The 14214-nt window shown below is 62.1% G+C and carries 17 protein-coding genes; 3 read left to right on the forward strand and 14 right to left on the reverse strand.

Annotation, left to right across the window (positions count from 1 at the left end; translation table 11 throughout):
• Positions 1–60: 60 nt before the first annotated feature.
• The 7 genes from rpsN to JOE65_RS14735 all read right to left on the reverse strand — a co-directional run bounded on the left by rpsN (position 61) and on the right by JOE65_RS14735 (position 4187).
• On the reverse strand, positions 61–366 hold the full coding sequence (rpsN, locus tag JOE65_RS14705; protein ID WP_205163888.1) for a 30S ribosomal protein S14: 306 nt from the start codon (positions 364–366) through the stop codon (positions 61–63).
• 2 nt (positions 367–368) lie between these two features.
• On the reverse strand, positions 369–536 hold the full coding sequence (gene rpmG / locus JOE65_RS14710; protein ID WP_205163889.1) for a 50S ribosomal protein L33: 168 nt from the start codon (positions 534–536) through the stop codon (positions 369–371).
• Complete coding sequence (gene rpmB, locus JOE65_RS14715) at positions 536–772, reverse strand: 50S ribosomal protein L28 (RefSeq protein ID WP_205163890.1); 237 nt, start codon at positions 770–772, stop codon at positions 536–538. Before rpmB ends, rpmG begins: the two co-directional genes overlap by 1 nt.
• A 365-nt stretch (positions 773–1137) precedes the next feature.
• Positions 1138–1722, reverse strand: coding sequence for a DUF3618 domain-containing protein (locus tag JOE65_RS14720; RefSeq protein ID WP_205163891.1), 585 nt, complete (start codon positions 1720–1722; stop codon positions 1138–1140).
• Positions 1719–2129: a phage holin family protein gene (locus JOE65_RS14725; protein ID WP_205164234.1), complete on the reverse strand. Its 411-nt coding sequence runs from the start codon at positions 2127–2129 to the stop codon at positions 1719–1721. Before JOE65_RS14725 ends, JOE65_RS14720 begins: the two co-directional genes overlap by 4 nt.
• 5 nt (positions 2130–2134) lie before the next feature.
• A complete protein-coding gene (locus tag JOE65_RS14730) occupies positions 2135–3094 on the reverse strand; it encodes a hypothetical protein (RefSeq protein WP_205163892.1) in 960 nt (319 codons plus the stop codon).
• A 43-nt stretch (positions 3095–3137) separates the two neighbouring features.
• Positions 3138–4187, reverse strand: a complete 1050-nt coding sequence (locus tag JOE65_RS14735; protein ID WP_338021663.1) for a YihY/virulence factor BrkB family protein — start codon at positions 4185–4187, stop codon at positions 3138–3140.
• A gap of 150 nt (positions 4188–4337) precedes the next feature.
• Here JOE65_RS14735 and JOE65_RS14740 point away from each other — a divergent pair, with 150 nt between their 5' ends.
• On the forward strand, positions 4338–4568 hold the full coding sequence (locus tag JOE65_RS14740) for a DUF6480 family protein (protein WP_205163894.1): 231 nt from the start codon (positions 4338–4340) through the stop codon (positions 4566–4568).
• A gap of 79 nt (positions 4569–4647) precedes the next feature.
• On the opposite strand, the gene JOE65_RS14745 is transcribed toward JOE65_RS14740, so the two are convergent.
• Both JOE65_RS14745 and JOE65_RS14750 read right to left on the reverse strand, forming a co-directional pair.
• Positions 4648–5802 (reverse strand): baeRF2 domain-containing protein, encoded by a 1155-nt coding sequence (locus tag JOE65_RS14745; protein WP_205163895.1) that lies wholly within the window; start codon positions 5800–5802, stop codon positions 4648–4650.
• A gap of 137 nt (positions 5803–5939) precedes the next feature.
• Positions 5940–6725 carry a GDSL-type esterase/lipase family protein gene (locus JOE65_RS14750; RefSeq protein WP_205163896.1) on the reverse strand — a complete coding sequence of 262 codons (786 nt, stop codon included), beginning with the start codon at positions 6723–6725 and terminating at the stop codon, positions 5940–5942.
• Between the two features lie 71 nt (positions 6726–6796).
• Between JOE65_RS14750 and JOE65_RS14755 the strand changes: the two genes are divergently transcribed.
• Complete coding sequence (locus JOE65_RS14755; protein ID WP_205163897.1) at positions 6797–7693, forward strand: diacylglycerol/lipid kinase family protein; 897 nt, start codon at positions 6797–6799, stop codon at positions 7691–7693.
• Positions 7694–7711: 18 nt separating this feature from the next.
• On the opposite strand, the gene JOE65_RS14760 is transcribed toward JOE65_RS14755, so the two are convergent.
• From JOE65_RS14760 to JOE65_RS14775, 4 genes are all read right to left on the reverse strand, one after another.
• Positions 7712–8410, reverse strand: coding sequence for a peptidoglycan DD-metalloendopeptidase family protein (locus JOE65_RS14760; protein ID WP_205163898.1), 699 nt, complete (start codon positions 8408–8410; stop codon positions 7712–7714).
• A 178-nt stretch (positions 8411–8588) separates the two neighbouring features.
• A complete protein-coding gene (locus tag JOE65_RS14765; protein ID WP_205163899.1) occupies positions 8589–10580 on the reverse strand; it encodes an SIP domain-containing protein in 1992 nt (663 codons plus the stop codon).
• Positions 10581–10582: 2 nt separating this feature from the next.
• Complete coding sequence (locus JOE65_RS14770; RefSeq protein WP_205164235.1) at positions 10583–11611, reverse strand: FecCD family ABC transporter permease; 1029 nt, start codon at positions 11609–11611, stop codon at positions 10583–10585.
• Between the two features lie 44 nt (positions 11612–11655).
• Entirely contained in the window at positions 11656–12630 is a 975-nt protein-coding gene (locus tag JOE65_RS14775; protein WP_239537377.1) for a FecCD family ABC transporter permease, read from the reverse strand.
• Between the two features lie 4 nt (positions 12631–12634).
• On the opposite strand from JOE65_RS14775, the gene JOE65_RS14780 reads away from it, so the two are divergent.
• Complete coding sequence (locus JOE65_RS14780; protein ID WP_205164247.1) at positions 12635–12868, forward strand: hypothetical protein; 234 nt, start codon at positions 12635–12637, stop codon at positions 12866–12868.
• A 55-nt stretch (positions 12869–12923) separates the two neighbouring features.
• Here the strand turns inward: JOE65_RS14780 and JOE65_RS14785 are convergent, their stop codons facing one another.
• Positions 12924–13934, reverse strand: a complete 1011-nt coding sequence (locus JOE65_RS14785) for a glutathione S-transferase family protein (protein WP_205163900.1) — start codon at positions 13932–13934, stop codon at positions 12924–12926.
• Positions 13935–14214 lie beyond the last annotated feature (280 nt).

The following is a 14214-nucleotide window of genomic DNA, read 5'->3' on the forward strand; positions in this document are numbered from 1 at the left end:
GGGATGCAGAAAGGGCGGCGACCATTGGTCACCGCCCCTATCCACAGAACTAGCTGATGCTTACCAGCTGGACTTTTTGATGCCCGGCAGTTCGCCAGCGTGCGCCATTTCGCGGAAACGGACACGGGAGATGCCGAACTTCTGCAGAGTACCGCGCGGACGGCCGTCAATCTGGTCGCGGTTACGAACGCGGATAGGTGAAGCGTTGCGAGGGAGCTTCTGCAGCCCGAGGCGAGCCTCTTCGCGTGCTTCATCCGAAGCGGTTGCGTCAACCAACGTCTTTTTGAGTTCGAGGCGCTTCGCCGCGTAACGCTCGACGATCAGCTTGCGCTGCTCGTTGCGTGCAATCTTGGACTTCTTAGCCATGCTTAGCGCTCCTCTCGAAAATCAACGTGCTGACGGATTTTGGGGTCATACTTTTTCAGAACCATTCGGTCCGGATTGTTCCGGCGGTTCTTACGGGTCACGTAAGTGAACCCGGTGCCCGCAGTGGACTTCAGCTTGATGATGGGACGTACGTCCTTGTCCTTTGCCACTAGAGCTTCACACCCTTCGCGAGCAGGTCTGCGATGACTGACTCGATACCGCGGACGTCGATGGTCTTGATGCCGCGGACGGACAGCTGAAGCGTGACGTTACGACGCAGGGACGGAACCCAGTAACGCTTTTTCTGAATGTTCGGGTCGAACCGACGCTTGTTGCGACGGTGCGAGTGCGAAATGCTGTGACCAAAGCCCGGCTGAGCTCCTGTCACCTGGCAGTGTGCTGCCATGATCTCTCCTCCAGTTGTAGTAAATATGACGGCCGCATAAAGCAGTGCCAAAATCTGACATTTCTGCCAATGGAGCGTACCGCCACCAGTTGTGACACCGTTATTACTGCGACTTTCCGGAGGTTGACCAGGCGGGGTGAGAACCAGCCGAAGTGCCTCGCCGCGGGGAAGACGGTGCGTGACTTAACGCTGTACTATCCTAGTCGCCGCTAGGCTCTGAGACAAAACCGCGTCAGGTCAAGGGAATCACACCGTGCTTGCGGCGTTCCTGCCCGGCCGACGTCACCCCTGGTTGCCGAGGTCACCCACTGTGCGGGGTGACATCGTGGCTCAGGGGTGACCTCGGCGGAGGGGCTCAGCGGATACTACCTATCGCTGCGATCGCGCATGTTGTCTTTGCCCTCCTGGGCGCGCCCCTTGACGTCGTCGGCGGCATGCTGCCCCTCCGACTTGACGTTCTCGGCGCTCTGCTGGGCGCTGTCCTTCACGTCCTGAACAGCTTCCCTGGCCGGTTCCTTCATGTCCTCGGCCACCTGTTTCGCGCTGTCTTTCGCCTCATCGACGAGTGGCTGCGCTTTCTCCTTGACCTCATCGGCCAGCCGCGACTCGACTTGGCTCGGCGGGATCAGCGAAGACACCAGCAGCCCAGCGCCAAAGGCGATGAGCCCAGCGGCCAGCGGACTACCCTTGGTCTTCTGCGCCACTGTGTCCGGCGCGTCGTGAAGCCTGTCTCCCATTTGGTGAGAGTTCCCAGGCGCCGACCGGCCTCCGCCGTGCCCCGACCCCATGACCGCGTCCTTGGCGTCGTGCAGTTTGCTCTTCACCTTGTCCGTCTGGCGGTGAACAACGTTCGACGGCGAAACCTTGTCCGCTACGGCATCAACGTCGGTGCCAAGGCGGCCTCGAGTTTGTTCAATGTTGCTTCGGATCTCATCTGGTGACTGGCTCATGGTCTATCCCCGTTCGGTTTCAGTGTCTGCGGAATTTCCTTGACCGTCTCGGCGGTCTGCGGCGCACCCTTGACTGATGTCAAATTTTTCTTGCCCGCCACTGCCAGGACCGCGGCGATGATCGCCCAGATGACAGCTACGATGAGGGCCGCCCAACCCAGGCCGGTCAGCGATCCGATGGCCAACCAAACGGCCACGGACAGAAACAGCAGGACAAAATGACCGGCGACGCCGGCTCCCGCCAGCATCCCTGCTCCCTTGCCTGCGAGCGTGGCTGACTCACGGATTTCAGCCTTCGCGAGCGCCATTTCCTGCCGCATGAGGGTGGAAACGTCGCGACTGACGTCGCCGAGCAGGTCTCCGAGGGAGGTGTGCTCAGCCTTTTCCTCGGCCGGAGTTTCTGGAATGTCTGTCACAGGTAATCCTCCCTTCGGGGATCATCCACCGGCGGAACAGGTCCGTTCTCCGGGGGTACAGAACCGCCAGCGAGCGGCATGGGGCCACCGTTGGGTGGTATGGCGCCCCCTGCTGGTACGGGGCTCCCTGCTGGTGGTGGGACTGGACCACCTGCTGATGGCGGAATGGGTGCTCCCGGCATGGTGCCGTCGCGGGGTGCACCGGCGTCGTACCCACCTACGTTGCTCTGCGAGCCGTGCTGGTCACTGTGTGCGCCGTCGTCTTGGTGCTGCTTGCGCTCCATGGACTCGGTGTCTGCGGCAACTCCGCGGGACAGCCTGCCAGCCAGCATTCCGGCTCCTGCAGCGATGGCCAGGAATGCCATGGGGCGCTTGCGGGCGAAGGACTTCACGTCCTCCAGCAACGAGCCAGGTTCGCGATCGCCGAGCCAACCTGCTGCCGCTTCGGTGCGCGTTGCAGCTTGCTGCACGACATGCGTTGCCATGCCCTGCTCTTCGGAATTGTTGGCCATTGACCCGAGTTCCTGGCTGATGGACCGCAGTCCGTCGGCGACGCGCTGCTGTTGCGTCGCTGCCTGTCCCCGGATATCATCGCCGAGTTCCGACACGAGATTCTTGGCCTTGTCTTTGGCCTCTCCTGCGACATTGGCCGCTTCGTCTTTGGCTTTGCCGGCGACCTTCTTTCCGGCCTCCTTGCCCTGCGCGCCCACCTCCTGCGCTTCATGCTTGGCCGCCGATCCGGTGGATCCGTCATCGGAGCTAGACCGGTCTGATGTGCTCGCAGAGGATGCGCCCACCGGGTCGGCCTCATAAGCATCGCTGAGGGGACCGCCGGGTACTGCACTCTGCCCCTCGCCGACCAACGGGTTGTCGCGAGCGTAGGGATCGTTGACGCTACCGGCGGGCACGGCATCCTGCCCGTGCAAGCCGTCCGTTCTGTTGCTATCGGATGTCATGGTGTTCTCCTTGCAATATGGGAAATGCCCTCGGGGGCGGGACCTAACTGTTATTGCGCAGGCGTCTACCCTGCTCGATGACCTCCTCGTTCTTCTCGGCGTTCTTCTCTATGCCAGCTGTGTCGCGGGGAGGCAACTGAAGCGTGTCTTCAGCTTTGATGCCCGCCTGCAGCTCACGGCCGCGTTCAAGTTCAGCGTCGAATTCGGCACCGAAGAGAAGGGAAATATTGCTGATCCAGAACCACAGCAGCAGGACGATCACGCCACCGATCGCGCCATAGGTTGCGTTGTAACTGCCAAAACTCGTCACGTAGAACGCAAACCCCACAGTGGCCACACCGAGCACCAGTAGCGCAATGACGGCGCCAATGCTGATCCATCGAAACTTTGGCTGCTTGACGTTGGACGTGCTGTGGTAAAGCAGCGCGATGACGATGACCGCGAAGAGCGCCAGCACGGGCCATTTGGCAATGCTCCAGACGGTGACTGCGGTGCTCCCGAGTCCGACGACGTTCCCAATAGATTCAGCGATAGGACCGGAGACCACAAGCATCACCATTCCCGCGGCGGCCATGACGACGACGATGAGCGTCACCAAGAGCTGGCTGGGGATGAGTTTCCAGAAGGGGCGCCCTTCCTCAATCTCGTAGATTCGGTTCATAGCACGCCCAAAGGCCTTGACATACCCCGAGGCAGACCAGAGTGCACCAGCGAGACCGACGATGAACACGAGTCCGGCGCCCGAAGAGGAGCTCAACCCCTCAATGACGGAGGTGAGTGTCTCTGTGGAGCTTCCTGGGGCCGCTCCACCGATCAGATCCGTCATCGTTTTGGTGACGGCATCGCCCAGACCGAACAGGCCCACGATGGACACCAGCGCCAACAGCGCGGGAAACAGAGCTAGAACCATGTAGTAGGTGAGTGATGCGGCCAGATCGGTGCATTGATCACCCGTGAACTCACGGATAGTCCGCTTGAACACGTATTTCCACACCGGTTTATGGATTTTCGTGGGCGCGTCCGGCTTATCGGCCCTATCCGGCGCCGGAGCGTGGCGCCCCTTCGCTGCCGTGATGTTCGCTTCCTTGGTCACACGCACTCCTAGCGGGAATCAACGAATAATAATAAGTAAGCTTAGCGGATTAGTGGCTGTCACCACAGAGATAGCCAGTAAACTGATCGTTGACGTCGAATTGGTTGTACGGTGTTGTCAACGCACCCACGCGAAACAACAGGAGATCCCATGAGCAGCGCGAATCCGGACCCGGAAGAGGACAACATCACGGGCCTGACCCCCGGCGGTAGCGTTCAGCCCGGGGACACACCACCGGCCGAGGCTAGTACCGCCGGGCCACAGGGGCACGAGGAACACGGCCCAAAGAAGGGCTTCTCTGCGGTATGGCTGGTGCTCATCGGCATCGTTGTTGCGCTGGTGCTGGTCCTGATCGTGGGACAAATCTCCAGCCTGTTCTAAGCAAAAAAATCGACTCTGCAGTAGATGCTGTTCTCATCGCTGAGACGCTCATCTACTGCAAAGTCGATTTCAGGAAGGGTCAGCTTCCAGGAACGTTCGGGCCCGTTGACCAACGGAGCAGCGCCGACACCGATTCGTCCTTGTCCAAGACCCCATCGGGCAAGAACAACACCCTGCAGTCAGTCAGCGCCGCAGCCCGAACCAGCGCCGACTGCGCCGGAACCTCACCGAGCACACCCGCCCCAGCCCGCTCGCCGTCGGACGTAGCCACCCACGGTTCCGCATCGAGCGCCAGTAGCGTCGAGTCCTGCCATTCGCTGGCCTGAATCATCAACACGTCCACCTGCGCTTGCTGCAGTGCGGTAACCACTGCGCCAATACCCGTGGCTGCCCGGGGATTTGCCTGCCCCTCCTGCATCCGCAGCCGGTTCAGCAACTCCTCTTGAACCTCCGCCAGCTTCTGTGCCACAAGCGACTCCACCTGGAGATTGAACTCGTGATGATCAGCGCCACCGGTTCGGGTATGACTTTCAACGACGGAGGCGACGACGGCGCTTTCCTTGGCAAGCTGATCCCGGACCAGCTGCCGCGCCCGGACGTCACCGGCGATAATGACGAGTTTGGGGTGAACCTCATAGACCACACGGTCGATCTCCGCGGCGACCTCGGACGCGTTGACCTTCCAGATGTTCTCCGTGCGGTGCTGCAGTCCGCCCTGAGACCAGCCGCCGCCTGGAACCTTCTTCAGATTCTCTGTGGACCCCTCCACCTCCACTGACCGGCCAGCCGCCGTCGTTCCTGCGTAAGCGAGCCGCACTTCGCCGCCGTCGCGGCTTACCTCGGCCACAACGTAGGGAAACTGCTCTGGGCGGTGTCGCAGCAACGGCACCAGATGTGGAACTGTGTCCACCGTGACGAATGACTTCATCACCAGGTGTCCGTGGAACCGCTCGTTCAGCGCGACTTCGCCGTCGCGCACGAGAAGTACCTGCGAGACGGGATCCGGCAGGCCCTTTGATGATTCACGGAGAGCCTGATCAACAGCTTTCACGTCTGCCTTTGAAGCTCCTGCACGCTGAAGTTCATTATGCACATTTTCCGGAATGACGTCGTGGGCACGCAGGGAATCGACGGTGCCTGTACTGGCATCTATATACACAGAGCACCACGGTCCCGGCTGCCGGAACAACGCAGAGCATTCGGAGAGGGGAGTTTTACGTGCCGTTGCGGTCATCGGGGTGTTCTCCTTCCATCACGGGGAGCCAGGTGACTCCCTGGATCGCCTTCCGGTTTCTGAAGCGGCAGGCTACTTAGTGTCTATCACTCCCGAACATGGAAATGAAGACCTACAGACCGGATGCCCTGTGAAGATCAGGAAGTTATTGAGCTGGCGTCAAGGTTGCGCGTGATCGTTGGGAACTTTGGGTTGAGACTGTCTCCCGATGAGACTCCGCGCAGACGTCGCCCCATCCACGGGCCAACGTACTCACGCGCCCACTGGGCATCGGCGCGCAACTGCCGCAGGCGGCCCAGTGCCGGCCTCGTTTCGAGGCCCGGAACATCAATCCTGTGCGAAGTGCGCATCACGTCAAGTACTTTGCGGGCCATCAGGGTGTGGCCGGCAGTGGACATGTGCAGGCGATCAGTGTCCCAGTACCGCCAGTCGCGGAATTCCCGCATGCGCCAGTAGTCCACGATGTCGGCGCCGTGATTCTCTGCAATCTCGCGGACAAGTTCGTTGTAGATGGCCGTCCGTCCGCGCGTCTTCCCAAACACAGCGGACGCTGACGAATCAAAACCGGTGAAGAGGATGACCTTCGCACCGGAGTTGCGGAGGCGGGCCACACCGTCCTCGTACGTTGTCAGGAGCGCATCGATGTCTACCCGTGGCCGAAGAATATCGTTTCCGCCGCCGTAGATACTGACCAGGGTTGGCTCCAGCGCGAGCGCCGCGTCCACCTGCTCGTCCATGATCTGGCGAAGCTTGCGCCCTCGGATAGCCAGATTGGCGTAGCCGGCGGCCGGATCTGCAAGGATGAGCTGCTCCGCTACCCGGTCTGCCCAGCCGCGGACCCCGTTCGGCCGCGACTCATCCCGGTCTCCCACGCCTTCGGTGAATGAATCACCCAGTGCCACATATCGTTGCGTCATTTCCACGTGCCCACCTTACGCGCAAGCCCGCCAACGGCCTGCGCGTAACAGGCGAACGCCCCCGCTAAAGTAGGACTATGACCCAACGTGCCGCGCTCATCGTCAATCCGATCAAATCCACGAACGACGACGTCGCCAAGGCGGTCCGCGACCTCTCCACGTCCGAGGGCTGGGACTCTCCACTGGAGATCGAGACGACGGCTGAGGACCCGGGTTTCGGACAGGCCAAGGAAGCGCTCGCCGCGGGGGTCGACGTCGTACTGGCCGCCGGTGGCGACGGCACCGTACGTGCAGTTGCGCACGAGCTCGCGGGAACCGATGTGCCGCTAGGCCTGATTCCGCTGGGCACGGGCAATCTGCTCGCCCGGAACCTGGAACTGCCACTGAACAACATTGCCGACGCCACACGGCGAGCCATGCTCGGCGAAGACCACCAGATCGACGTCGTCTACGCCACGCTTGACCACGCGGACGAACGTCACCTGTTTCTGGTGATGGCCGGAATTGGTTTTGACGCCGCCGTCATGGCAGATACCAACGACGTCCTGAAGGACCGGGTTGGCTGGTTGGCGTACGTAGACGCTGGCATCCGAAACCTTCCCGGAAAACCGTCCAAGACCCGCATAGCGATCAATGGACAGGCGCCGATGCGCCGCCGTCTGCGCAGCGTCATGGGCGGCAATTGCGGCAAGATCCAGGGTGGGCTGGAAATTTTCCCCGGTGCCAAGCTTGACGACGGCGTGCTGGACATCATGACGGTGGCGCCCAGTGGAGCGTTTGGTTGGATTGGTGTGGCCGCCAAACTGCTGCGGCGGAACAAAGGCAAAGACCCGGCCGTGGAATACTTTCAGGGCCAGAGCGCCGAGATCGATTCCGAGGAACCGTTGGAGATTCAGCTCGACGGCGATCATCTGGGACAGGCACGTCACCTCGCAATGGAACTCGATGCAGGCGTGCTGACCATCAGGCACTAGGAACCGGTCCGATGGGCCCTACAGGAAGCCCAGCGGGTCCACGACGTTGTCGTTCACCATGACCTCAAAGTGCAGGTGACAACCGGTGGAGTTGCCGGTGCTGCCTATGGCACCCAGAGTTGCACCACGGGTTAGCTTTTCGCCCACGGCCACACCGATCGCGCTCAGATGGTTATAAGTGGTCTTCATACCGTCGCCGTGCTCGACAACGACCCGTTGCCCGCCCCCGAAGGGGTGCCAGCCAGCTTCGGCGACAACCCCGTCGTCAGATGCGAGCACCGCCGCCCCGCACGCACCCGAGTAATCGACGCCACGGTGGAAATCGGTAGCGGTATTTCCGAGCGGGTTGGCCCTCGTGCCGAAGAACGACGCAAGGTGCGCGCTCGCCAGCGGCTCTGAGAGCCCGGTTGGCTCGATGCTGGAGGACACTGTGGCGGGGCCTGCTGGCTTGTCCCCCGCTGTGCCTTGTGACTCGCTCGTGATCGAGGAGGTGCGTTGAAAGTCGACGGAAGCGTCGTCGTCAGCGTGGACCTGGTCAGTGTCTGGGGAGTTGGCGGAGGCCACGTGTCCCAGGGGTGCGGCTGGCTCCGCGATCGTGCTGCCTGCGACGAGACCGGCAAGTGCCAGAACGCTGCCAGCGACGGTGAAAAACTGGTGTCGCATCGGAGCTTTGGCGGACTGGACGCAACGGCGTCCATGGTGGGTTGAATGAGTCACGTAAAAGCCTCTCGTGACGCCTGCGGTAGCGGGACCGGGCGCCTGACAGGGTTGAGCGTGGAGCACGGGAACTGAAGCAATGACGCATATCAGTACATTGACCAGACTACGGCGATGTTAACAAAGAGTTATCATTTCGTAACATAGGCCACGTCAGGTCAACCACACCGGGAAACGCCTACGCCTCAGATTTTCCTTTGCGCCAGTAGCCCATGAACGCCACCTGTTTGCGATCGATCCCGACGTCGCGCACCAAGTATCTGCGCAGCTCACGAACAACTGCGGCTTCACCCGCAATCCACGCGTAGAACGGTAGGGCACCAGCTGGCATGTCGGGGTTGGGGGTGGCTTCGATGGCAGCCTGATCCAGACGCTGCGGCGTCTCCCACAGTATGGCCTGATCCACGTCCACGAACTCGGGTTCTCTTCCCAGCGGAAGCCCGGCTTTCACCGAAGCTGACGGCGTACGACCAACGGCAGCCCAACCTGGCAGGACGACGGCGCGTCGCACCGCTGCATCGAGCAATTCACCGTGCGGGCGTTCACCTCGTGCCAGCCAGGTCACCTCCACACCCGACGGCGTCCGCACGTCCTGGAAGTCAGCGGGCTCGGGCACCTCAAGAATGGCGTTGCCCGTCATGTCCGCAGGCAGGGACTCGAGAATCGCTGCAATTGCGGGAACAGCTGTCTCGTCTCCAGCCAGCAAAACCCGCTGCGCTAGACCCGGGCTCCACTCAATGCCACCGTATGCTCCGGCGGTGCTGCAGTTCGCGGCCCCGATGTTGGGACCTATGACGCTCAGTGTGTCTCCAGGCGCCGCTTTGATGGCCCACTGGGATGCAGGTCCACCCTTGCCCAACTCATCGAAGTGCATCACGAAATCAACGTCCAGCTCGTGCTCGCCGTCGACAATCCGGTGCTCCCTGACCGTGTAAGTGCGCATCGCACCGCGCACCTCAGGGTCAACCTGTAGCCACGTCTGGTACCAGCCAGCGCCTGCATCCTCGGATTCCGCAATGAGCGCTTTGAGATCGAACGGCGCCCGGTCCTGTACCGGAATGATCAGCTTGATCCGTAGATCCAGGGTGTCTCCCCGGACGCCGAACCCGGCCAGATCCATTCCCGTGAACGTGACGCGGCGGAAGTTGGGGCCGAGGCGTTCCACGCACTTCACGGTCACATCGAAACAGCCGACGGCGTTGACCGGGCGGGGCTTGGCCGGGCCGGATTTTGTGGGGCTCGGCTTAGTTTGCTCCGGCCTGCGGTGATGACGGCCTTCCGGAATCACCATGGGCGTACCGGATACCGGGTCCGTGATGACACTGGACTGCAGACCGAATATCCGGCTGACGTTTTCTTCTGTCACGACGTCCGCGGGCGCACCCTGGGCGATGATGCTGCCCTTGCACATGGCGATCAAGTGATCCGCGTATCGAGCGGCGAGGTTCAGATCGTGCAGCACAATGGCCACGGTGGTGCCGGTCCTGCGGTTGAGGTCGAAGACGAGGTCCAAAACCTCAACCTGATGCGCCACATCGAGGAAGGTGGTGGGCTCGTCCAGAAGCAGGATGTCCGTCTCCTGTGCAAGGGCCATGGCGATCCACACGCGCTGACGTTGACCGCCGGACAGCTCATCCACGCAGCGCTCAGCGAGCTCCAGCGTGTCCGTCGCTTCCAGCGCTGACGCGACGGCGGCGTCGTCCCCCGGCGTCCACTGACGGAACCATCCCTGGTGCGGGTAGCGTCCGCGGCCCACGAGGTCCGCCACGGTAATTCCATCCGGAGCCGACGGCGTCTGCGGTAGCAGTCCCAGGGTTCTGGCAACCTGCTTGGTGGGCAGGGAATGGATGTCCCGGCCATCCAGCATCACCGTTCCGGACGCAGGTTTGAGGAGGCGGGCAAGCCCGCGCAGGAGAGTCGACTTGCCGCAGGCATTGGCTCCGACAATGACCGTAACCTGACCGGGCGGCAGCTCCACCGTGAGGTCATGGACCACCGTATGGTCGTCATAGGCGAGGGTCAGTTTCTCGGCCTTCAGCGAGCGACCGGACACGGCACGGTCGGCAGACGCTGCCTCGACCGTTTCCTGGTTGGAGGGCAACAGACGGGCTTCCTCGCCTCTTCCTGCGTCCTGGCCCGTACTGACCTTCTTCTCTGACTCAACGGTCATATTCAGCCTCCCTGGCCGGTTCGATTGGACGTCGCCAGCAGCCACAGCAGGAACGGCGCGCCCAGGGCACCCGTAATGACTCCTACCGGCAGTGATACTCCGGAAATCATGTTCGCGGCAATAAAGTCCGCGCCAAGTACGATGACGGCTCCCACCAGCCCGGCCGCCGGCAGCGACCCACGCCCCCGCAGGAGACGGCGGGCGATCGGCCCCGACAAAAACGCGATGAACGCAACGGGCCCGGCAGCCGCCGTCGCCACTGCACACAGGGCGACGCCGGCGATGATCAATCCCAGCCTCGCTGGTTCCACCTGGACGCCGAGGCCGGCAGCGGCGTCGTCGCCCAGTTCCAGTCCACCTAGGCTCCGGGACAGGACAACCGTTGCGGGCAGGAGCACCACCAGCGTCAGCCCAAGAATGCCAGCGCGGTCCCAGGTGGCGGGATTGAGGGATCCGCTCATCCAGACGAGGGCGTCCTGCGCTGTCCGCGCATCCGTGCGGGTGATGAGGTAACTGACTACGGCCTGCAGCACTGCAGCGAAACCGATGCCCACCAGAATCAGCCGGTACCCGGCCACTCCGCCGCGCCGCGACAGGCTGTAGATGGCGCCAGCAACAACGAGGGCTCCGAGAAGAGCCGCCCACGAAATGGCGATGCCCGATGCCCCGAAAATCACGATAGCGCTAACCGCGGCGGCGCTTGCCCCGTAGCTGATGCCGATGATGTCTGGGCTGGCCAGCGGATTGCGGAGCATGGTCTGGAAGATGGCACCAGCAATTCCGAACGCGACGCCGACCATGACGCCCACGGTGGCTCTGGGCAGTTTGACATCCATGACGATGAACGTGGCCCCGGGAATCTGTTCGCCGCCCAGAATGCGAAAAAAATCGGGAATGGTCACGGTGTAGGTGCCCAGAAGGATGGAGACCGCGAACAACACAGCGGTCAGTCCAGCGAGCACACCGATGATCACGCGGCCGCGGCGGGATGATGTGCGGCGGCCGTGACGAATCTTTTCGCCTGGCCTCATCGGTAGCTTGATGACGGCGTTTTGGGGCGTTTCGGTCTCCGTACTCACAGTGCCACCATCTTCCGCCGTCGTACCAGCCAGATGAAGACCGGCGCACCAATAATCGCCGTCATGACGCCCACCTGCACTTCTCCGGGAGGAAGGATAAGGCGTCCGACGACGTCCGCTCCCAGGAGCAGCATAGGTGCGAGAACCATGGAGAAGGGCAGTATCCAGCGGTAGTCGGGACCGGCGATGAGACGTGCCATATGCGGAATCACCAGTCCCACAAAAGCGATGGGGCCAGCCAGCGCCACTGCCGCACCACAGAGAACGACGACGCCGAGCGCCGCGACTCCGCGGGCAAGCGGGACGTTCTGGCCGAGGCCGCGAGCGATGTCGTCTCCCATGGACAGTCCGTTGAGCATCCGTCCGGTGAACAGAGTGAGGATGCCTCCCACGAGCAGAAACGGGATCACTGCGCTAATGGCTTCCACATCGCGTCCGGCCACTGTACCGACCTGCCAGAACCGGAACCGGTCCAGCGTCTCTTGGCTGCTCACCAGCAGTGCACTCATCAAGGACACCAGCCCCGCGGACAGTGCCGCACCGGCGAGGGCAAGTTTCACCGGCGTCGCGCCTTCCCGTCCCAGACTGGCAATAGCGTAAACAACGACGGCGGCGACAGCGGCCCCAGCGAAAGCGAACCAGATGTAACCGGTGATGCCCGAGAGTCCGAAAACGTAGATGCCCAGGACCACGGCGAGCGCGGCCCCGGAGTTGATTCCGAGAATGCCCGGATCCGCCAGAGGGTTTCTGGCGACGCCCTGCATGGCGGCGCCGGCAAGGCCGAGGGCAGCTCCCACCAGCAGCGCGGTGATGGTCCGTGGGATGCGGGAGTGGACTACGGCGTGATCGCCGTTGGCCGGGTTAAAATCGGCGAGTGCCTGCACCAGTGTGTTGACATCAATGGGCCGGGCACCGAAGGCCATGGATGCTATGACGAACAGACCCAGAACGGCCACAGCCACGACGAACATTGTGATGTTCACGCGCTTTGACCTCTGCCGTGGGCGGGTCTTTGATGCTTGGACTGGCATTGCGGACGACGACGGCGCTACGGGCGTGGGCACTATGGCAGAAGACGTTGTGGCGGGGGACGATGCGGCGCGAGGCACTGTAGCGGAGGGCGATGTCCGGTCCCGCTGCGTCGGTATGGACACCCGCGCCCCTTCCCTACGGGCGCACGTCCCGAGCCATCATCGATTCCACCAATAAACTTACTAAGTAAGGCTACCCTGTCCGAAGGTGGATAAGGAAACGAAAACCTAACCTAATTTACCTCCGCGTCAGGTGGCGTCCCATCGCCGAACGGGCGGCCCCCGAGCTCTTCGCGGCCGGCCGGAGTTAGCCAACCCGAAAGGTCTGGGCCCAGCGGCACAATCCCGGTGGGATTGATGTCCTCGTGAACCACGTAGTAGTGCTGCTTGATCTGCTCGAAATTGATGGTGTCCCCGAATCCGGGAGTCTGAAACAGGTCCCGCGCATAGCCCCACAGGGCCGGCATCTCGGCCAGCTTGTTCCGGTTGCACTTGAAATGCCCGTGATACACCGGATCAAACCGCACCAGCGTCGTGAAAAGCCTGACGTCGGCCTCCGTGATCGTGTCCCCCACCAGAAAACGCTGCACGGACAGACGTTCCTCCAGCCAGTCCAGTGCGGTGAACAACCGGTGATACGCGTCGTCGTACGCTTTCTGGGAACCCGCGAAACCGCAACGGTAAACGCCGTTGTTGACCTCGGTGAAAACCCGCTGCGCAACCTCGTCGATCTCATCACGCAACGGCTCCGGGTAGAGCTCCGGCGCCCCATCGCGGTGGAACTCCGTCCATTGCGTGGAGAAATCAAGAGTGATCTGCGGATAGTTATTTGTCACCACCATCCCCGAGGGAATGTCCACGATCGCAGGTACGGTGATGCCGCGGGAGTACTCCGGGTCCCGTTCGAAGAAGGCCTGCTGGAGACGCTCAATGCCAAGGATCGGGTCCTTGCCGTCTGGATCAAGGTCAAAGGTCCAGGACCGTTTGTCATGGGTTGGCCCGGGAGTACCCATCGAAATGACATCCTCCAGGCCCAGTAGTCGACGGACGATGATGGACCGATTGGCCCACGGGCACGCACGCGCAGCCACCAGGCGGTACCGTCCCGCCTCAACCGGCCAGCGGCCCGCCTCCGGATTATCGCCCCCGCGCACAATGCGATCCTCAATGTAATTGGTGTCCCGCGTAAAGTCTTCGCCACCGGTCACATACGCGCCCTTGGTGCTGTAATCGTTCGCAGACATCTTCCATCTCCTTCGTGGCAGCAAAACCTTATGGTCAGAAACTATCGCAGGGACCAACCTCAGGCGTACCTCGTTGTACGAGGTCGTCGCGCAGCTGCCCGTACACGTTCCACTTATCATCTCCCTCTCGGAGACAACCTGACCGAACGTCGCCGACCACGTGTCCAAGTCGTTTATACCAGCCTGCTCGAAGGTGAGACCAGGGGCTACGGGGTGATGTGGTTCGGCACAACGATCGCCGGCTTACGGGAGCATCGAGGTCATGCAAGCCATGCCCGCC

Origin of the sequence: Arthrobacter roseus (genome assembly GCF_016907875.1) — a bacterium.
GTDB classification, from domain to species: Bacteria; Actinomycetota; Actinomycetes; order Actinomycetales; family Micrococcaceae; genus Arthrobacter_J; species Arthrobacter_J roseus.